The sequence below is a fragment of the Candidatus Chlorohelix allophototropha genome, assembly GCF_030389965.1.
In the GTDB taxonomy this organism is placed as follows: Bacteria; Chloroflexota; Chloroflexia; order Chloroheliales; family Chloroheliaceae; genus Chlorohelix; species Chlorohelix allophototropha.
The window spans coordinates 1,668,429-1,687,610 of the sequence record NZ_CP128399.1; the positions used below are offsets into that span (position 1 = coordinate 1,668,429).

A 19,182-nucleotide genomic window follows, 5' to 3' on the forward strand; every position below is an offset into this window, starting at 1 on the left:
CCTTCGTCTCTCAACTACAAAATTGTGGAGAAAGGCAAACATATCCACAAGATAAACAGTAGTCCTAAAATAACAGAAAGTCAAGATTATATATTGTTGCGGTATGGTTTAGATTAAGCAGAAACCTTCGGAATGTTGATTTTGTAATCTATTTTGTTAGGTAGGCATGCTAAAATAATTTAATATTATAAGAAACGTGGCTATCTAAAGATTCTGTTAATGATTTTAAGGTGGCTGTGGGTATCTATATGGTTGTTGCGAGCAGCACTCAAATTCGGATGCTGAACTTGTAAAGGCGATAGGTAGAAGGTATAATGATAAAGGGAATAACTTTCATGGAGAATTATGAAATGTCTGATATAGTAGCTTTTTCGTTGGATTATATAGAACCTGAACCGGTTGATGATACTCAAGCAAAGTTGTTGAATAATGCCCTTCGCCGCTTTTGTGACGAAGTTGTCATAGACGAAATTTCGGTAGATGAGGAAAAGAATGTCGCTACTCGAAAGGTAGTCTGGAAATACGGTTCGTACCAGTTTCGTGCCAAACTAATAACATTTGATGGGCAGGTTAGCATCGGGCAATTTGATTACTCCCCCAGAAGAGATTGGGCTGAATGGAATCGTCTAACTACTCCGCGTGCATTGGCTGAGAAACTTACCGAGGCAAAAGTAGTTAACCAAAAGTAAATATTTCTAATCGGATATCTGGAATAAATTACTAATCACTTGCTGAAAAACGCACAGAATAATAATTTAAATTCTTCTTCCCGGCGGCTGCCCTTTTATCTGGGCAGCCGTTTTGCGCTTCTATATCTCGTTTTAATCCTGCTTGGCTTCATAGCCTTTGTAATAGCGTTGCTTCCCCGCTTGGAATTTTTTAGCCAACAGGTACAGCGCTGGTTGAATTTCCAATATTTTCAAACCGGCTCAGAAGGCTTGATACTTAACGAGGTCACGCTTATTCGGGGTGGTGGTTCAATTTATGTTCCTCTAAGCGGTGACCAGTTTATCAGCGCGCCCTATCCGCCGCTTTATTACTACTTAGTTAACTGGTTATGGGCATCCGGCACTAACTATTCGACGGGCTTTGCTACCGGGCGCTTTGTATCTTTGCTTTCTGCCTTGCTGGTTGCCATAGGGATTGTACTACTGGTGGTTGCCGAAAATCGCACTTCGGGCGAGCGTGGTTATATGGTCGGTGCAATAGGTGGTACGGTGGGCGGTTTGGTTTTTCTAAGTTTGCCTGCTGTGGCTATTTGGGCGGTCAGGGTACGCGCCGATATGCTGATGACCGCGTTTGGAATAGTGGCGTTGGCATTGGTGGCATGGAAGCCAAGCGGTTGGGGTGCGTTTGTAGCAATACTCCCGCTTACCCTGGCGTTTTATACTAAACAGACTGCTTTGGCTGCTCCCGCTGCCAGTTTAGTTTACATAATATTATGCAATTGGCACAAACGCCGCTTGATTTTCTTTTGGATAGTCGGTTTTGCGGCAGCCTTGGGTATTCCTTTTGTTGTCTTAAATTTTGCTACCGGACTGCAATTATATCGCCGCTTGTTCGAATACCACAATCTGCCTTGGAAGTTCGATAATTTTAAAACCTACTTTGATTTATTTACCAGTGAAACCACCGCTTTGCTGATTACCGCGCTATGTTTGCTGGCGTTGGTGCTTGTTGGTTTGATAATAGATTGGCGCAATCATACTGGTCGCCGCTTTGAAAAAATGATTTATTCTGCCAGAAATATCCCTTTGGTTGGCTGGTATCTACTTTTTTCAGCACCTTTATTGTTGGGAATGGGCGTTTCGGGGGCAGACCATAACCACTTTTTACCGGCTGAGGCAGCTCTTGCCGCTGGCGCCGGTCTCTTGCTGGCACGCTTGTTCGTCGCGCCGCTTGGTTTTGCACCGCGCTTAAAAACAATGATGCGCTGGCTGGCTTTACCTGCAATCGGGTTGCTTATATGGCAGGTGGGGGTGTTCTCTATCCCCTCTCAGCGTTATGAAATTGAGCTGCGCTACCGCCCTGACGAAATTGCTGCGCTTGGTCGTGTCATTAATAATGCTACTGCTAACCCTAACCCTAATATTTTAACCAGTGAAGCAGGCTTTTTTGTGGTAACCGGAAAGCCTACTACCTATAACGATTTGTTTACCCTCTCCGCGCTAACAAAGCAGAATCTATATGATGAATCGCATCTACTACAGCGGGTAAAAAATAAAGAGTTTGGCTTAATTCTCGCAAAAGACGATTTCTTTTCGCCCAGTTTTCGCACCGATGTTTGGTCAAAGGAATTGGCGGATGTGATTCGCCAGAATTATTATTTAAAATTCCGCGACATTTGGTACACTTACGAACCCAAACCCTAGAATCAAAGTTACCTGATATACCAATCGGCGTAGTGGTTGGCAGCAATACCCAACGGGCTTTCGGTTACACCCCCTACAAAGGCAGCAACGCCCGCATAATCTTGATTAGCGTATAGATACAGGTAAGGCAACTCTTTTGCTTCCAATTGCTGAATTTGGTTGAGAAGTTCCATTCGCAAGGTTTTATCCACCACGCTATTCGCATTGCTGTAAAGGCTGATCAATTGCTGGTTGCGGTAACCTCCCGGTGGGTTGTTCCAAATTGTCCCGAATTGCTCTGGGTTAAACGTGTTGGATTTCCAAGCTGAAAGATATAGGTCAAAATCTGCTTTTGGGTCTTGCAGAGTGTTTAGAAAGGTTTGGTATTCGAGTGGTGTTAACTTTACCTTGAAACCCAACTTCTCAAATTGACTTGCGAGGTAGGAGGCAAGCCTCGTCCGAAACTCGCTTTCGTTGTTGTAAATCAGGTTAATTTCTGGCAAGTCTTTCCCGTTAGGATCACCTAATCTATATCCGTTAAGGCGATAACCGGCTGAGAGTAGCAACGCTTGGGCGGATTCGAGGCTATAAACAGGTTTTTCTACATTATCGGTATAGGCAGGGTTGCCGGGTGCTATATCGCTGTAAAGAGGCACAGCGAGATTATCGGCAATGTCTTTCACCATGTCAGCGCGGTTCACGGCACTACTCAAAGCTTTGCGGACGTTCGAATTTTGCCATAGGGAATTCCTGAAATTAAACCCCAGATATTGCCATGTTGGGGAGGCAGGATTCCAGTGATAGGGTACGATCTTAGCCATTTGTTTGACCGTTTCAAAATCGGCGGGTGTGGGCGGTGTGTAAAAATCAATGTCGCCCTTTTGCAACAGTTCGAGTGCATTTTTGGAGTCGGCGCGTAGGAAGGTCAGACTGTTGATGTTTGGCACAGGCGAACAGGCGCTAAGCTCATTTCTTACAAATATGATACGGTCGTCTTTGCGCCATTCTTTCAATTTCCATGCTCCGCTCACTGCCGTTGGTCGATTAATCTCGCGGTTTATCTCCGGTTCTGACCAGCTTTGCCCATCCCAGCGATGTTTAGGGAGCGGTTCTACCAGATTGGCAATTTCCAGCGGGTTTGAGTAGCGGTCGCGCAATTTTACTTGCAAGGTATATTTGTCCGGCGCGAAATAGCTCTCGATTTTCCCGGCATAAAGCGGCAAATCGATCCAGCCTCTGTCAGGGTCGGTAATATACTGGTATGTCCAGATAAAATCATCGGTGGTGATGGGTGCACCGTCACTCCAGCGCATGTTGCGGCGCAACATAAAAGATACGGTTAGCGCCTTATCATCATATTTGAAGGCGCTGGCGGCATAAGATTCCCATTCAAGGGTTTGGGAATTGCGCTTTAGCAGCTTCGCATCGTATAGCAACGAGCGGTATTCCTTGCTAACCGCATCGTTTAAACCGTAAGGGTGCAAAGTAGTAGGGTCGCGGTCACGCGCCGAAACGAGATCACCGCCAATAGCCCGTGATGGTCGGGGAGTTATACTGGGGGCGGGTGTCAGCACAATTGGGGTAGCAGAAGGATTTGGCGAGGGGCTAGGGGTTACACGCGGGTTAAGGGTTGGAGTGGCTGTAGGACGGATACGGGGGTTTGTGGTGGGCGTAGGAATGGCTGTAGGAGTAATCTCCGGTGTGACCGGAGCGGTGGGCGTAGGCGTGTTCAGTACAAAAGCCGGGCGCGGTGTTACAGTTGGTGTAATGGTTGCATCATCTGGGGCACTACTGCAAGCCGTAAGAAGTATTCCCATTATCATAAACAGCAAGCATAAGATGATCGATTTCTGAGTTGACATAACTGCTAAAACACCCTGACAATTTCGGTCTTGTAGTTGCCCAGAATACCATCTTTTAGATTTGCCTCAATCCAGTTGACTGCTTTGGCGATAACCTCATCGGCATGTTTTGCGCTATTGCTAACATACGCTAGACCGATTTCGGCGTAATCCCATTCATCCAAACCGCCTACCTCTGCCACGCTCAGGTGCAACTCACGCTTGGCGCGTTCTATAATGGATTTAATCACATGGCGCTTATCTTTGAGTGATTCACAGTCAGGAATCTCAACTGAAAGCAGACATGTGCCTATATACATGCTGGTATTGTCTTTACCCATGTTCAGGATTATAAACTATTTCATCCCGCTACGCAGGAAGCTATTGATAAACTGTCGCTGGAATATAATAAAAAGTAGCAATAAAGGGGTGACTACAATTAGAGTGCCTGCCCCTATCAAACCGTATTGTGCCCCAGACTCACTTCTCAAGATTTGTCCCAGACCAACCGTTAAAACCCGGTTATCGTCGCTACGAGTAATGATGAGGGGCCACAAGAACTCGTTCCAGTGTGCGCTGACTGAAGCAAGGCTAAAAGCGATATAGCCTGATATAGAGGAAGGGATGTAAACGTGGCGCAATAAACCCAACCAGTTGCAACCGTCAATCCGCGCTGCATCTTCCAATTCGCGTGGAATTTGCCGGAAAGTTTGGCGCATTAGAAAAGTGCCGAAAGCTGACCCGATATAGGGCAGCATCAACGCCAGTTTGGTGTCGTAGAGGTTCAGAAAGCGAACAGTAGCAAAATTTGGTACCAACAATACGGCAGATGGTATCATTATTTGTACCAATATGAGGATAAAGATGAAATCTCGCCCGAAAAAATCGAGGCGGGCGAAGGCGTAACCCGATAGTGTAATAGTAATCAGTTGTAGGGCGAGCAACCCGAATACGAATATAATAGTGGTAAGGTAATATGTACCCCATGGTTGGGAATCAAATGCACTTTGAAACCACTCAAGGCTAAAACCCGAACCAAAGAAAATATTGCCAGTGCCAAGCGTATCCTTTTTGGGGCGCACACTCAAAAGTACAGTCATTATCAAAGGCATTAGCCAGATAATGCTAACCACTATCAAAATAACGTTTGTAATCAGCAAGTTCCAACGTGTTTTCTGGCGGTTCAGGGTAAAGGTTACAGGTGTTGCATCAGTCTTCATAGTTCGCTCTCCGCTCTATAAATATGAAATTGAAGACGGTGAAGACCAATAGTAATGTCAGAAGCAGAATTGTCATGGCATACACATAACCCCGGTCACGCGGTTCATTTAAATGCTGATAGATGAAATAAAGAATCAGGTTGCTGCGGTTAGCCGGATTACCTTCGCCCAGCGCGTAAAGCGGGTCGGCAGTTTGGAATGCGCCTACCCCTGCAATGACCAGTACAAAGAGCGTTGTACCGTTCAAAAGCGGAATAGTAAGGTTAAACATACGCTTGAGTGCACTTGCGCCATCAAGTTGGGCTGCCTCATAAATATCCTGCGGCAGATTCTGTAAACCTGCGAGGTAGAAAATCATGTAAAAGCCGGTTTGTTTCCAGATTACCACCAGCATAATCGAAATAAGCGCCCAATTAGCATCGCGGTTCCAACCCTGTGCAGGCAAACCGATCGCTTTGAGGGTGGTGTTTAGCATACCGAAACTGTCCGCAAAGAAAAAAGCCCAGATACTGGCTGCGCTCAATAGCGGCAATAATACGGGATAAAAAATGCCGGTGCGGTAAATGGAGGTCAGCTTCAATTTTTGGTTCAGCAACAGCGCCAGCAAAAAAGCCAGAATGACACAAACTGGAACAGTTACGGCTACAAATACCAAAGTGTTGACAAATACCCGTTGGAAGTTATCTTCCTGCCCGATGACGGTATTATTGTCGAATAGGTCGAGATAATTCTTTAAGCCTACAAATTCCGCTTCCTGTTGTACAGTGCGGGGAGGCTTAACGGTACTTTGGATGGCAGAGTTGATAGTTGGAATGAAGGTGAACAGGGTTATTAAAGCTAAGGTCGGCAAAATGAGCAGATAGGGGAAAATAGCGCGTCCTAGCGATTTTCGTTTGGCATTTGCTTTAAAGGCAACTGCTATTGAGTCCGTATTTTTGGCTTCTATTAATGCTTGCTTTGATTCTTGTTCCATTAGTTTTATTTCGAGAAGAGTACATTTAAAATGGTAAAAATGCATTTACCTTAGAGGCAAGGGGTTTATGCCCCTTGCCTGAAATCACCTCTAAAACGAAAACCCTTCTCAGCTAAAGGTTAATCTTTGTAGTCAGCCAGAAGCTTATCGGCTTCTTTTTGAGCATCATCCAGCGCTTTAGCAGGGTCTTTATCGCCGGTTACTGCCGATTGTACTGCTTTACCCAGAATTTGCTGTACGGTAGCGCCTTCATGAGTAGCCAGTTCTTTAGCGGCGTATTGCAATTGATCACGGGCTACCGCATATTGAGGTTTATCTGCAACCAGCTTTTTCAATACGTCAGTATCCCATGCAGCTTTGCGCGGTGCAACATAGCCAGTAACAGTAGTCCAGTCCGCCAAACGAGCAGGTTCGGTCAGGAACTTAATGAACTGATAAGCCGCTTTTTGCTTTTCGGGTGAGCTTTTCTTCATAATGTAAAGGTTGCCGCCGCCGGTAGGAGCGCCGTAACCTTTAGAACCAGCAGGTAAGAAAGATACGCCCACATCGAACTTCGCTCCACCTAAGATGGTGGTAAGGCTACCGGTGGTGTGGTAGATCATCGCGGCGTTGCCGGAGATAAAGTCTTTAGGCGTGTCGCTCCAGACTATTACACCCTTTGGCATAGCTTTGTAATCGTTTACAAGGCTTACAAAATTCTTCAAACCCTCGGTAGCGGCAGGGGTGTTAAAGAATACTTTGTTAGCAGCCTCGCCCACTACGTTTTGCCCGTTAGAAATGGCAAAGCCCTGATACAGCCAATAGGGGAAACCATCGGAAGGAATCTTGATACCCCAGCGGCTACCGTCAGCTTTGGTCAATTTCTGAGCCATGTCAGCCATTTCCTTGAAGGTTGTAGGTGGCTTGTTTGGGTCTAATCCAACTTCTTTGAAAAGGTCTTTGTTGTAATAAAGTACCGGGGTACTGCGTTGGAAAGGAATACCCCAAGTTTTGCCGTTGGCTTGGCTATTAGCCATAAAACCGGGATAGAAATCCTTGACCCAAGCATCTCCGGTGGTGTCACCCTTGATTAAATCGTCAAAAGAAACAACCAGCCCATTATCGGCGAGGGTATAAAGGTCAGTGCTGAGCATAATTGCTACATCAGCAGTAGAGCCACCGCCGCCAACTTCGGTCTGGATTTTCTTCAAAACATCGGCATAACCACCCGCATAGACGGTATTGATTTTAATGTTGGGATTAGCCTTAGTAAAATCATCCGCATATTTCTTGAAGGTTTGGGGGATAGGACCATCTACTGCTGTTGGGAAGTAGAAGGTCAGTTCAATTGCTTGTGCGCTTGCCGCAGCAGTAGTAGCCGCCGCAGCGGTGGTAGTAGCTGCGGTAGTCGCGGCAGCCGCCGTAGTGGTAGTGGCCGCCGCTGTAGTCGCTGCTGCGGTAGTGGTAGTAGCGGCCGTTGTGGTAGCGGGTACAGGAGTGGCAGTGTTATCACCGCAGGCAACCATTATAGCAGCCAGCATCAGTAGAGCAACAAAAGCTCCTAAACGTTTAAAGGATTTCAATACTCTCTCTCCTTTCACACAATAAAGACAGCTTGAATACTGTCATTTGGGGTTCTATCATCCAATTTCCAGAGCTATGGTTTTGGAAGATACTTATAAGGGTATCAAGTTCCTATTAATAAATATTTAATCAATGGTTAAAGGGATGTTAAGCACATTATTTACCAACGGTCTGCAATTGCACCGGGTAACTTGAAATCCAGCCCAACCTCGGAGGGGATTGCATCCGGTGAGACGGGAATGACGGTTTTGTTACGGGCAACCTCCAACATATCAGCAATATTATCATGGATGGCAAGTCGGCGCAGATGTAATATCGTTGGGAAAATCAGGTTAAAATCACCCGCTTCGTAGCGCGCGAGAGCGGTTCTTGGGCTAATCCAGAGACCATGCGTTGTTTCCAGATAATCTGACTCGGCAATTTGGTCGGGTTGTGCCAATGTCACGAAAAAGCGCGTATCGTAGCGGATAGGCTCAACAAAAGGGGTTATCCAGTGTGAATAATATACCAAACGGCTGGCATCCAGCAATAAGTTTTCCTGTGTCAGAATATCCCGGAAGCTGATTTCATGGACATGCAATTGATCGCGGTAACGGGCATATTTGTGATGTTCTGCCGAGCCTTCCAAAAGCTCGAACGATTCGCCCGTTTCTTTGTGTATTGCTAGCAATACGCCCGCTTCTTCAAAAAGCTCACGGAAGGTCGTTACAAAAAGACCTTTTTCCTGTGTAGCGGTCAGTGGTGTGCCTTGATCGTAGGCACCTTCGCCCGGTAAATCCCGAAAAAGCGTGCCTTCCGGAGAATCTAACTTGAGCAATGCCAGCGTTTCAGGTTCATAATCATGCGTTTCCAGACCACCGCCCGGAAAAACATAGCGATCGGGCATAAATTTGCTGCGGGAGTGCCTCCGCAACATAAAAACTTCCATCACGTCATCCGGGTTGGCAGTAGGGCGTACCACCATTACGGTTGCGCTAGGTTTGGGTGTCACCGGTTGGCTAGAATTGCTCATAGCTTTATTACCAATTGCTCATATGAAAATTGAAAATGCTCTTGAACTGAAATTTGAGATAAAGGATTATACCATTAAATCAATCTGAACTGTAACAGCCCTGATAGGCTCAGTTGACAAGACTGGTTGAAGTTGTCAAAGCTAACCGACAAAGAGCAGGGCGCGCTACGAGCAACTTTACTGGCTCTTGATTAGGTATAGGGTTTGGCAGCTAATCCTTCTACCCAAGAGGGTTGGAAACGGGCTAAGCCCAAGTAGAGCAAGCCTAAAAAACTGTTGGATTGGCTTGAAAGGCAGCACCAGCAAGTGTTGCTGTTCGCCTATCGTTTTGAGGCGCCACTTGATACCAACTTTGCAGAGCGCGCTATTCGAACGGTGAAAATTTGCTGATAGCACTCCTTGATACTATTAGAGGACAACCTCCGCTTCCCAATCTACTCGCCTGCACTTTTGCGATTGGGAAAATAGCCCGCTAATTAAGAATTTTCTCAGTATTCTCTCAGGATTAGCTAAGCATACTTGGATATACTAATGCCTGTTGGATTGCTCACGAAAATTTTCACGAACACTCATCATTTTATTCAAAATTGTAAAAAAAAGGAAGCCAGTTTATGAGAAAGAATTTCAATTCGGGTACACTCCGAAAATGGCGGTTGTTTCTGTCACTGACGGGGCTTTTTACCCTAGTCCTGACGGCTTGTGGCGACTCCACTAGTACTGCCGTACCCCCCACATCTACGGTAGCCGCCAGTACTACTGCGGCGGCAACCACCGCTCAGACTACCGCAACTTCAACCAAAGCTTCTACCACTGCGGCGGCAACTACTGCGGCATCAACCAACGGCGCTGATCCTTTATTATTTCCTGTGAATAACTTTACTGAGCAAACAGTGACTGTGACTACCTCTACAGGTACGAAGGAGGTTACTTACCGTCTATATCAGCACATCACTTATGTCGCAAAACCTGTAGATGCTAACTATCAGAGCATGGATGTCAAGGTTCCGGTTAAGGTTGATGGAAAGGCTGTAGATGCCACGAACGCTCCTATCTTGTTCGGAAATTCAGTTGGCGGCTATATGTCATCGAGTAACACGAGCAGTGGCACGAACCCGGGTGGTATGGGCGGCACCGGTATGAATGGCGCACCACCTATGGGAAGTAAAGGCGGCGCTCCGGGTGGAAACAGTAGCGGTGTGAGTCGGAATACAGACCTTGCGCTTGCAGCGGGTTATGTGGTGGTAGCTCCCGGCGCACGTGGTCGGGATAATCAAGCAGCAGATGGCACTTACTATGGCAAAGCGCCTGCTGCCATTGTAGATTTGAAGTCCGCCATTCGCTACATTCGCCATAACAAAGGTATCATCCCCGGCAATACAGACTGGATTGTCTCGACCGGCGTTAGTGCGGGTGGCGCTCTTTCCGCGCTTCTTGGCGCTTCCGGTAACAGTCATTTATATGACAGCTATTTCAAGGAGATTGGCGCGGCTGACGAGGATGATACTATTTTTGCTAGCGCGGACTTCTGCCCTATTATGGATCTGGAAAATGCCGATATGGCTTATGAGTGGATGTTCGGAACAATACCGCTTAACGGTAAATTGGTCGACCAGACCCTTTCTCAACAGTTAAAAAATGCCTTTGCTACTTACCAGACATCTCTTAACCTAAAAGGTGCAAATAATTTTGGCACTATCACTGCAGATAACTACGGTAACTATCTTGTGCAGACCTATTTGATTCCTTCGGCAAACAAGTACCTGAGCGCGTTAACTGATGAAAAACGTGCCACATACCTAGCAACTAATAGCTGGATTACATGGTCTAACAATTCGGCTACATTTACCTTTGACGACTATGTCAAACATGTTGGCAGAATGAAGAGCCTCACGGCTTTTGACGCTCTTGACCTGACACAGGCTGAGAACATTTTGTTCGGGAATAAAACTACCAACGCACGTCATTTTACTAATTTCAGCTTGCAACAATCCAGCGGTAACACAACTGCCGAGGTTGCCAGCGACCTGAAAACGGTGGTAAATCTGATGAATCCTATGTATTTCATCTCTCAAAATTCCAGCGGAGTCGCCAAATACTGGTGGATTCGCTACGGTTCCTCTGATAACAATACTGCGCTTAGCGTCATCATCAATCTTGCTACTAGCTTGGAAAATAAGGGCAAGGATGTGAATACCTTACTTTATTGGGACGCAGGACACGGAGCAGATGAAGATCCTGAAGCTTTCATCGCTTGGATTGGTAAGATAACTGGTTTTACTAAATAAGCTTTTGTTGTAATTACTCAGGTAATGGAAACAGGGATAAGAGGGCAACCCAAGAAGGCTTGTTGCAAAACATAAAAGGCACTCTTACCCTGCTTCCGCAGTGTGGAAAAATGTCTGCGGCTGCAACTGAAAAGTTGCTCCCTGCTTTCTTCGAAAATAGGTGGAAACCTTTAGTACACCTTAACCATTCGTAAGTCCAGTTCTGCCTGATTGTTGGTAAAAGACATCTTAAAATCATAGGCAAATTGCTTGTGCTACCTACTTCTTTTCACCCCGTGAACAGAGTTACTACGAGCTAAAAGTTCAGTCGAAATTTTGAGCTTCGAGGAGGGCTTTTTCAAGCTCAGGCGGTAGGGGAGCTTGAAACTCGCGATATTCGCCAGTAGAGGGTAAAGCCAAACCAAGCAAAGCAGCATGCAAAAACTGGCGTTTGAGATTCAGGGTAGGTTTGCGCCTCCCGTAAACCGGATCGCCTGTAACGGGATGCCCCATATAAGCGAAATGGACGCGAATCTGGTGGGTGCGTCCGGTGTGTAAACGCGCCATTAGCAGGGTATGGCGGGCGAAATAAGCGAGCACTTTGTATTCGGTGCGGGCGGGTTTACCGTTACGCACTACCGCCATTTGTTTGCGAGCTTTGGGGTCGCGTCCAATTGGAGCGTCGATAATCCCGGCAGGGGGTTGCACATTTCCTTCGACTAGCACCGTATATTCTTTGAGGGTGCTTTGTTCTTTCATTTGACCGATGAGGCTGTTCAGGGCTTTATCGGTTTTTGCTACTACCAGCAAACCACTGGTGTCCTTATCCAGCCTGTGAACTATGCCAGGACGAATATTGCCGTTGATATTCAGGTTAGGGACATGATAAAGCAAGGCGTTAACCAGCGTGCCGCTGTAGTGGCCCGGTGCGGGGTGTACTACCAGTCCTGCCGGTTTATTGATAACCATAATATCGTCGTCCGAATAAACCACATCAAGTGGGATAGCTTCGGGCGCGAGATGCGCCAACGGGGCGGGTGGCGGCACTATCAAATGAATCAGGTCGGCTTCGCGCAGTTTGTAACCCGATTTGACAATAGTGCCGTTGATCGTCAGGTTTCCTTCTTCTATCAAGCGTTGCACATGCCCACGCGACAGGTCGGGGCGCATATTTGAAACGAGCTTATCCAGTCGCTCACCTTTGTCGGTGGCTGTAACGGTGTAACTCATTTCAGCGGGTAAAGTTGGATCAATAGTGATTGCATCCAGATTCTCGCCAATTAGGTCGATATCCAGATCATCCTGAAATAATTCCAAATCGTCAAGGGACAGGGGTTCGAAAGACATTATATGTTATCGCTCTTTGTAGAATTGTCGCGGTTTTCGCGTAATGACCTGAAGATGGTTACCAGCAAAAGGGTAGCTACTCCAACATTCAGGCTGACATCTGCCACATTAAAATTTTTGAAAATTTCAGCCCAAGGTAGGTTTATCATGTCGGTGACTGCCCCATTTTTAAAAAGGCGATCAGAGAGGTTGCCCACTGCCCCGGCAAGCAGCAAAGCTACACAGAATTGATACCAGCAGTCAGTAGTGCCTCTCGTTACGTACCAGATAATAATTCCGATACTGGCAAGGCTGGCGACCAGCGCAAAAAACCACGGCGAGTTTTGTAGTATGCTGAAAGAAGCCCCGGTGTTTTTTACGTAACGGAAAATTACCAGCCCCCCTAATATTTCCGCCTGATTGCCGCTACCATAGGGACCTAGGTTATTTTCGGTCAACCATTTAGTGAATTGATCGAGAGCGAATATACCCACAGCAAAACCAAAGGGCCAGTAATATCCCAGCCCTCGTTTTTTCTGGGTTTTATTTTCAGTAAGGCTATCGGTTTCGTCTGTAATCAATAACTTTTACTTCTCTTCACCTACAAGTTTACTTGCCCACGGTAACGCCTCTAGCCGCTCAAAGGGTATGGGCTTGCCGGATACGACCGAAAGACCATAAGTGCCGTTCTCGAAACGCAGAAGCGCCTTATCAATTTCATTTAGAAGTGAGCGCACTTCCTCACGTTCTGACATAATACGCTCTTGCTCGGTTACATCCGAGGCAATATCCGCCATTTCGCTAGGCGAACCTTCGGCGGACTGATCTGCGGCGTTTTCACGGGTATCAATCATTAAACGGTCGAGTTCTTCTTCCAAACGTGCTTTTTCAGCCAGCAATGTGGCTTTCAGGGCTGTCAGTTGTGCATTATCCATAGTTAGGTTCTCTTTCCCGCAAATTACAGGTTCATCTTTAGTTAATCTGTTAAAACGCGACACTGCGTAGCCAGTCCTGTAAGTTGTCTAACAAGCGTCTTATTAATATTTTACCACATTCAGGCAAAAGAGCTTTGCTTTAATGCCCGCATACGGCTAACCACTAACGGCAATTTTTCCAGAACGTACTCAATATCCTCATCTGAGGTATCTTTGCCAAGAGTCAGACGTAATGTTCCGGCGGCTGAATTTTCAACTCCACCGATCGCTCGAATAACATGGCTTGGTTCGATGCTGCCCACATTACAGGCAGAACCGTTGCTGGCGGCAATGCCCTGTAAATCAAGCGCTTGTAACAACCCCTCGCTATCGATTCCCTCAAAAGAAACATTAAGATTATTGACTAATCGCCGCGTGGGGTCAAGCGTACCATTTACGGTGGTTCCCGGTATTTGTGACATTATTCCTTGCAATAGCCTGTCGCGCAAACCGACAAGACGCAAGGTTTCTTGCGGTCGTTTTTCTTCGGCAAGCGTCAAGGCTTTTGCCATTCCCACTATACCCGGCACATTTTCTGTTCCGGCGCGGCGTTTGCGTTCCTGACTACCGCCTAGTTGTTGCCATGCCAGTTGTAAGCCCTGTCTGAGATAAAGCAACCCAACCCCTTTTGGTCCGTAAAACTTGTGGGCGGAAAGCGAGAGCATATCCACGCCAAGTTCGCGCACCTTTAACGGTAGCTGTCCAGCTGCTTGTACTGCATCAGTATGAAAAGGCACATTATATTGATGCGCGATTCGGGAAATTTCACCAAGCGGCTGAATTGTGCCGATTTCGTTGTTGGCATACATAACACTGAGCAGGCTTGTTTTGCGGGGTATGATGGCTCTTTGCACTTCGGCAGGGTCAATCAGTCCGTCCTGATTTACGGGAAGAAAGGTTATTTCAAAGCCTTTTTCCTTGAGATATGCGGCAGTGTGCAGTACAGCATGATGTTCAAACGCGCTGACAATAAGATGGTTGCCCAAACCTTTTTTCAGACCATATTCGGCTGCGCCCTTTAACGCCAGATTATCGCTTTCAGTGCCGCCGCCGGTAAAGATAAGTTCGCCCGGTGTACAGCCGAGAATAAGGGCAATTTGCTCCCGCGCTTCGGTGATACGCTGGTTTGCAACACGTCCTTTGTGGTAGAGCGCGCTGGCATTGCCCCAATCTGTGCTAAAAATCGGCAGCATGGCTTCTACTACCGCCGGGTCAACCGGGGTGGTAGCGGCATAATCAAGATAAACTTCTCGTTTATTGCCCGCCATTTTTATTATTTTTCTTCTTTTCTGACGGGCTGGTAGGAAAGTATGATAACGCCTGAACTTAATGTTTTTGTTTCTACAAGGCTCAAGCTCGTATTGATTCCGTCTCTAAAGAGCTTCTTTCCGTTACCCACTACCACAGGATAAATCATCAACCAGTATTCATCAATGAGGTCATGTTCCATCAGGGTTTGAACAAGAGTGGCGCTGCCGAAAACCAATATATTCTGACCGGATTGTTGCTTCAGTTTGGAAACTTCTTCCACGATATTTTCTTTAAGCACCGTTGAATTGTTCCATTCCCCTTTTGTCATAGTGGTGGAAACGACATACTTGGGAAGGCTGTTCATTCTATCCGCATAGCCTTGTTCATCGGTCATAGAGGGCCACGCTTTGGCAAACCCTTCATAAGTCACCCGCCCCAATAGAAGCGCGTCACTGGCAAATAGCTCAGCGAACTTAAACTCTCCTGCTTCTACAGTCCAGAATTGGAAAGACCACTTGTCGGGCGCTTCCATGACTCCATCCAGTGTTAGGAACTCGGATACAACTACTTTTCTCATTTTATTTTTTACTCCCTGTTCAATTCAAAATAGAAAACCCTGCATTAATAACTGTTTTTATCAAATTACTTCCGGCTTTGCAAAAAAACATACAAAGCTGCTAGCAGGAGCGATTTTAAACCGCTCCGCCGGGCTTTGTATTTTACCCTAATTTTTACTAATAAGGGAGGGGTCAGTCGTTGTTTCGGCGCTGCGTAGAGATTTATCGTATTTCTGGCGGAACTTTGAGACTTCATCTATCCTGAGCGAGATTGTTTTGGAGACGCTATCCGAACCCATTGAGATTCCGTAAATTGTGCGTGCCGCTTCGATAGTACCTCGGTTGTGCGTGACTACAATAAATTGGGTGCGTGCTGCCAGAACCTTTAGGGTTTCACAGAAGCGTCGCACATTTGCCTCGTCCAAAGCCGCATCCACCTCATCGAGAATACAGAAAGGTGTAGGGTTTACTTCCAGTAAGGCAAAAAGCAAGGCAACCGCCGTTAAAGCGCGTTCACCCCCGCTCAGTAATACCAGATTTTGCTGTTTTTTACCGGGAGGCTGTGCCACAATTTCTATGCCTGTATCCGCTAGATTATCCGGTGTGGTTAGAAAGAGCTTGGCGCTACCTCCGTTAAAAAGCTGTGCGAAATATTTGCTGAAAGCTTCGGCAACCTTTGTAAAGGTTTCGGAGAAACGTAGTTGGGTAAGCTGATTTAGTTCTTTTATCAGTTCGCGCAGAGAGCGGGTAGCTTCTTCTAAATCCTCAAGCTGGCGGCTTAGGAAGCTGTGACGTGTGCTGGTTTCGTTATATTCCTGCATCGCCAGCGGATTGACTACCCCGATTCGGCGCAAGCGCACACGGCTTTGTTCAATGCGCTCATGTAACTGACGCGCTTCATCCTCGCCTAATTCTAGCAACTCTATCCAATCTGCCGGATTAACCTGTGCCTGTTCGCCCTGCTCGCCCACCATTGATGGGGCGAGATCGGCGTTAGCTTGTACTTGCAAAGTTTCAAGCTCGGCTTCAAGTCGTTGCACTTCCAGCGTAGCCCTACTATGCGATGCTTCAAGTTGTAGCATATGGGTACTCATCTCGCGCCAACGCTTATCGCTTTGTACCTGCTCTAGTTCTAGCGCTTCTAGCTGCCGCTCGTATGGCGCAATTTCGGCGCGTAGGGCTTCCAGTTGTTCGCTTAACTTCGCTAGTTCCCCTTGGGCTGTTTCGAGAGAGTGTTGTAAAGCGTTGTTCTGGTTTTCAAGTTCTTTTATCTGCTCTTCACGCGCTTTTACCTGCCCAATAACCCTATCTCGTTCGGTGCGGGCGAATTGGAGGTTTGACTCGGCGCTCTTGATACGTTGCTCGAAAAGGGCGTTAGCGGTACGCAAAGCGGTTAACTTATCGCGCTCTTTCTGCTCGGCTTCTTTGGCAGAATGCAAAGATTTTTCAAGACTCGCCACTTCTGCCTGTGTTTGTTCGCGTTGTTTGAGCGCGGTTTCTTTTCCGGTATTAATGGTGGTTTCCTGCTCGTCCAGTACGGCGCTTTCTCTTGCCAGATTTTGGCTGGTTTCTTCCCGCACCTTCAACTCGTGCGCTAATCTCTCCGCTTGCCCTGACAGGTTGCTCAACTTCCCCTGCGCTTTCTGGAGGGTGTCGTTCATTTGACGGGTTTCGCGCTCGGTATTGGCAATTTGCTGTTTGCGGGTGGACAATTGCACCTGTAATTTCGAAAGCTCTTGTGCGCCTTCAGCAATTTGTTTTTCAAGGGCGGCAAGTTTGACGGGTAACTCGCGCAACTCGCGCTCGCGCATAAGCATGCCGCTCTCTGCCCGTTCCCTGCCAAGCGTACCACCTGTAACTGCGCCGCCTCCGCGTACCGTTTCGCCACCAAGCGTAACTGCATTCCAGCCTATCGGTAAATCGGGCAGGATGCGGCGTGCAACCTTTAAATCATCTACCACCAGCCACCGCCCTAGTAGCTGTTCATAGACCGAACGATATTTTTCGGCGAAGCGAATCAGTCCGGTGGCAAGTCCGCGCACCCCTTCGGTTCTGAAAATTCTATCTTCGAGCCGACCCGAATTTTGGGATTTGAGACTATCGAGCGGTAAGAAAGTAGCGCGCCCCTGTCCGCCTTCTTTCAGGAAACGGATTGCATCCTCTGCATCTGCCCAACGGTCTACCACGATGTCCTGTAGATGCCCCCCTAATGCGGTTTCAATCGCCAGTTCCAATTCAACCGGAGCTTCTAGCAAATTTGCCGCCAAGCCCAATATTCCCCCCAATGGGTTTTTATTCCGCTTTGTCGCTTGCATCACCGCTTTAACGCCGCTATGCAATCCGGCAAAGCTGTTTTGTAAATCCTGCAATAGATTCAGGCGACTGCGGGTTGAGTCAAGATTGTTGCGTAAATCTTGCGCTTGTCGTTCTTTTAAGCGAATCGCTTCGGTGGTGGAGTTTAGCTCAACCTCTTCGCTTTTTCGCCGAACTGTTAGCGCGTTTACTTCTTTTTCAAAAGCGTTAAGCGAATTTCGGGCAACATCTATTTCCTGCTGTAATTCTTTCTGGCGTGCCAGCGTGTTATCCCGCACCTCGTAATAATGAGCTTGTTGCCGTGCCAGTTCTTCACGCCGTTTGACCTGTTGTGCCGTCTGTTGTTGGAGGCTGTCCAGACGGTTGAGAATCTTTAAAACTTCGTCTCTTTTTTGCGCCCATGCGGTTTCAATACGGCTGGTTCCAAGCGTTTTTTCTTTCAACGCTGTTTCTTGTGTTGCTACTTTGGTATCTGCTTCGCTTATTTCGCTTTTAACCGCTTTGAACTCAAGTTCCAGATTAGCATAGCGGCGAGTGTTTTCTTCAGCCAGCATTCGCAAGCTAACCAGTTCCTGTTGGTGTGAATCGCGCTGGCGACTCAAGCCGTTTAGCTTTTCGCGCTCTACCGCCACCTGTTGCTGAAGTTGCTGGGCGCGTGTGTGGAGTGTACTGCTATCTTGATGTAAGCCCGCAAGCTTAACCCGCAATTCATTTTGCCGAGTGCGGGCGGCGTTGCTTTGTAGCTTAAGCGACTCCATATCGAGGTTACACTTTTCAAGCTCGCTTTGGGCTTGCTGCTCGGTTCGTTTTGCGGCTACCAACGTTCGATTTGTACCACGCCAACGATACCCATACCAGCGTCGGAATAAGGTTTGAAGTTCTTCCTGAAGAGCGTAATATTCTTCGGCAAGACGGGCATGCTTTTCCATGCCTTTCATACGCGGCCCGATTTCTGCCAATAGGTCAGAAATGCGTCGCATGTTCTCCTGAGTTTTGTTCAAGCGTTCTTCGGCTTCAATGCGGCGAGTGTTATAATGTCCGATTGCGGCGGCATCTTCAAAAAGGCTACGGCGCTCTTCGGGTTTCTGGCTCAGGGCAGCATCTACCATACCCTGCGTGATGACGGTATAGTTCGAGGAAATCTGATTTACCACTTCATGTATATCTTTAAGGCGCACCCGCGCTTTGTTGATGTAATATTCGTTCTCGCCGGTGCGGTAAGCGCGTCGGGTGATGATGACTTCGCTGAAATCAATCGGCAACTTGCGTTCGGTATTATCGAAGGTAATAGAGGCTTCGGCAAAACCCATTCCGGGTCTGCCGCTACTGCCCGCGAAAATCACATCTTCGGTTTTTTTGCCCCGCATGAGGCTATAACGCTGTTCCCCTAGAACCCAGCGCACCGCATCTGCAATATTACTTTTCCCGCTTCCGTTGGGACCTACTATGGCGGTGATACCGCTGTCGTAAAAAAACTCGGTTTTATTGGCAAAGGTTTTGAAGCCGTGTAATTGAAGCTTTTTTAAGTACATGGATT

16 protein-coding genes are annotated in these 19,182 nt (G+C 47.2%); 4 read left to right on the plus strand and 12 right to left on the minus strand.

Annotated features, from left to right (window positions below):
• Positions 1 to 350: 350 nt before the first annotated feature.
• Both OZ401_RS07195 and OZ401_RS07200 read left to right on the plus strand, forming a co-directional pair.
• A complete protein-coding gene (locus tag OZ401_RS07195; protein WP_341467544.1) occupies positions 351 to 689 on the plus strand; it encodes a hypothetical protein in 339 nt (112 codons plus the stop codon).
• Between the two features lie 39 nt (positions 690 to 728).
• On the plus strand, positions 729 to 2,372 hold the full coding sequence (locus OZ401_RS07200; RefSeq protein WP_341467545.1) for an ArnT family glycosyltransferase: 1,644 nt from the start codon (positions 729 to 731) through the stop codon (positions 2,370 to 2,372).
• An 8-nt stretch (positions 2,373 to 2,380) separates the two neighbouring features.
• Here OZ401_RS07200 and OZ401_RS07205 read toward each other — a convergent pair whose 3' ends face one another.
• The 6 genes from OZ401_RS07205 to OZ401_RS07230 form a co-directional block, all read right to left on the minus strand.
• Positions 2,381 to 4,213: an ABC transporter substrate-binding protein gene (locus tag OZ401_RS07205; RefSeq protein ID WP_341467546.1), complete on the minus strand. Its 1,833-nt coding sequence runs from the start codon at positions 4,211 to 4,213 to the stop codon at positions 2,381 to 2,383.
• Positions 4,214 to 4,218: 5 nt separating this feature from the next.
• On the minus strand, positions 4,219 to 4,533 hold the full coding sequence (locus OZ401_RS07210) for a DUF503 domain-containing protein (RefSeq protein WP_341467547.1): 315 nt from the start codon (positions 4,531 to 4,533) through the stop codon (positions 4,219 to 4,221).
• A 15-nt stretch (positions 4,534 to 4,548) separates the two neighbouring features.
• Positions 4,549 to 5,412 carry a carbohydrate ABC transporter permease gene (locus tag OZ401_RS07215; RefSeq protein ID WP_341467548.1) on the minus strand — a complete coding sequence of 288 codons (864 nt, stop codon included), beginning with the start codon at positions 5,410 to 5,412 and terminating at the stop codon, positions 4,549 to 4,551.
• A complete protein-coding gene (locus tag OZ401_RS07220; RefSeq protein WP_341467549.1) occupies positions 5,402 to 6,385 on the minus strand; it encodes a carbohydrate ABC transporter permease in 984 nt (327 codons plus the stop codon). Before OZ401_RS07220 ends, OZ401_RS07215 begins: the two co-directional genes overlap by 11 nt.
• A gap of 119 nt (positions 6,386 to 6,504) precedes the next feature.
• Positions 6,505 to 7,947: an ABC transporter substrate-binding protein gene (locus OZ401_RS07225; protein WP_341467550.1), complete on the minus strand. Its 1,443-nt coding sequence runs from the start codon at positions 7,945 to 7,947 to the stop codon at positions 6,505 to 6,507.
• A gap of 161 nt (positions 7,948 to 8,108) precedes the next feature.
• A complete protein-coding gene (locus OZ401_RS07230; RefSeq protein ID WP_341467551.1) occupies positions 8,109 to 8,960 on the minus strand; it encodes an NUDIX hydrolase in 852 nt (283 codons plus the stop codon).
• Positions 8,961 to 9,233: 273 nt separating this feature from the next.
• Between OZ401_RS07230 and OZ401_RS25880 the strand changes: the two genes are divergently transcribed.
• Both OZ401_RS25880 and OZ401_RS07235 read left to right on the plus strand, forming a co-directional pair.
• Positions 9,234 to 9,350: a hypothetical protein gene (locus OZ401_RS25880; protein WP_425607611.1), complete on the plus strand. Its 117-nt coding sequence runs from the start codon at positions 9,234 to 9,236 to the stop codon at positions 9,348 to 9,350.
• Between the two features lie 221 nt (positions 9,351 to 9,571).
• Positions 9,572 to 11,245: a subtype B tannase gene (locus OZ401_RS07235; protein ID WP_341467552.1), complete on the plus strand. Its 1,674-nt coding sequence runs from the start codon at positions 9,572 to 9,574 to the stop codon at positions 11,243 to 11,245.
• A gap of 303 nt (positions 11,246 to 11,548) precedes the next feature.
• Here the strand turns inward: OZ401_RS07235 and OZ401_RS07240 are convergent, their stop codons facing one another.
• From OZ401_RS07240 to smc, 6 genes are all read right to left on the minus strand, one after another.
• A complete protein-coding gene (locus tag OZ401_RS07240) occupies positions 11,549 to 12,454 on the minus strand; it encodes an RluA family pseudouridine synthase (protein ID WP_425607612.1) in 906 nt (301 codons plus the stop codon).
• A 116-nt stretch (positions 12,455 to 12,570) separates the two neighbouring features.
• Complete coding sequence (gene lspA / locus OZ401_RS07245) at positions 12,571 to 13,131, minus strand: signal peptidase II (RefSeq protein WP_341467554.1); 561 nt, start codon at positions 13,129 to 13,131, stop codon at positions 12,571 to 12,573.
• Between the two features lie 6 nt (positions 13,132 to 13,137).
• A complete protein-coding gene (locus OZ401_RS07250) occupies positions 13,138 to 13,485 on the minus strand; it encodes a TraR/DksA family transcriptional regulator (RefSeq protein WP_341467555.1) in 348 nt (115 codons plus the stop codon).
• A gap of 119 nt (positions 13,486 to 13,604) precedes the next feature.
• Complete coding sequence (locus OZ401_RS07255; protein ID WP_341467556.1) at positions 13,605 to 14,792, minus strand: cysteine desulfurase family protein; 1,188 nt, start codon at positions 14,790 to 14,792, stop codon at positions 13,605 to 13,607.
• Positions 14,793 to 14,797: 5 nt separating this feature from the next.
• Positions 14,798 to 15,352: a dihydrofolate reductase family protein gene (locus tag OZ401_RS07260; protein ID WP_341467557.1), complete on the minus strand. Its 555-nt coding sequence runs from the start codon at positions 15,350 to 15,352 to the stop codon at positions 14,798 to 14,800.
• A gap of 147 nt (positions 15,353 to 15,499) precedes the next feature.
• Positions 15,500 to 19,177: a chromosome segregation protein SMC gene (smc, locus tag OZ401_RS07265; protein ID WP_341467558.1), complete on the minus strand. Its 3,678-nt coding sequence runs from the start codon at positions 19,175 to 19,177 to the stop codon at positions 15,500 to 15,502.
• Positions 19,178 to 19,182 lie beyond the last annotated feature (5 nt).

What these genes read in the sequence shown, in the direction of transcription:
- OZ401_RS07195 (WP_341467544.1), top strand. Translation starts at nt 351, where the DNA reads ATGTCTGATATAGTAGCTTTTTCGTTGGATTATATAGAACCTGAACCG.
- OZ401_RS07205 (WP_341467546.1), bottom strand. Translation starts at nt 4,213, where the DNA reads ATGTCAACTCAGAAATCGATCATCTTATGCTTGCTGTTTATGATAATG.
- OZ401_RS07210 (WP_341467547.1), bottom strand. Translation starts at nt 4,533, where the DNA reads ATGGGTAAAGACAATACCAGCATGTATATAGGCACATGTCTGCTTTCA.
- OZ401_RS07215 (WP_341467548.1), bottom strand. Translation starts at nt 5,412, where the DNA reads ATGAAGACTGATGCAACACCTGTAACCTTTACCCTGAACCGCCAGAAA.
- OZ401_RS07220 (WP_341467549.1), bottom strand. Translation starts at nt 6,385, where the DNA reads ATGGAACAAGAATCAAAGCAAGCATTAATAGAAGCCAAAAATACGGAC.
- OZ401_RS07230 (WP_341467551.1), bottom strand. Translation starts at nt 8,960, where the DNA reads ATGAGCAATTCTAGCCAACCGGTGACACCCAAACCTAGCGCAACCGTA.
- OZ401_RS07235 (WP_341467552.1), top strand. Translation starts at nt 9,572, where the DNA reads ATGAGAAAGAATTTCAATTCGGGTACACTCCGAAAATGGCGGTTGTTT.
- OZ401_RS07240 (WP_425607612.1), bottom strand. Translation starts at nt 12,454, where the DNA reads ATGAGTTACACCGTTACAGCCACCGACAAAGGTGAGCGACTGGATAAG.
- OZ401_RS07250 (WP_341467555.1), bottom strand. Translation starts at nt 13,485, where the DNA reads ATGGATAATGCACAACTGACAGCCCTGAAAGCCACATTGCTGGCTGAA.
- OZ401_RS07255 (WP_341467556.1), bottom strand. Translation starts at nt 14,792, where the DNA reads ATGGCGGGCAATAAACGAGAAGTTTATCTTGATTATGCCGCTACCACC.
- OZ401_RS07260 (WP_341467557.1), bottom strand. Translation starts at nt 15,352, where the DNA reads ATGAGAAAAGTAGTTGTATCCGAGTTCCTAACACTGGATGGAGTCATG.
- smc (WP_341467558.1), bottom strand. Translation starts at nt 19,177, where the DNA reads ATGTACTTAAAAAAGCTTCAATTACACGGCTTCAAAACCTTTGCCAAT.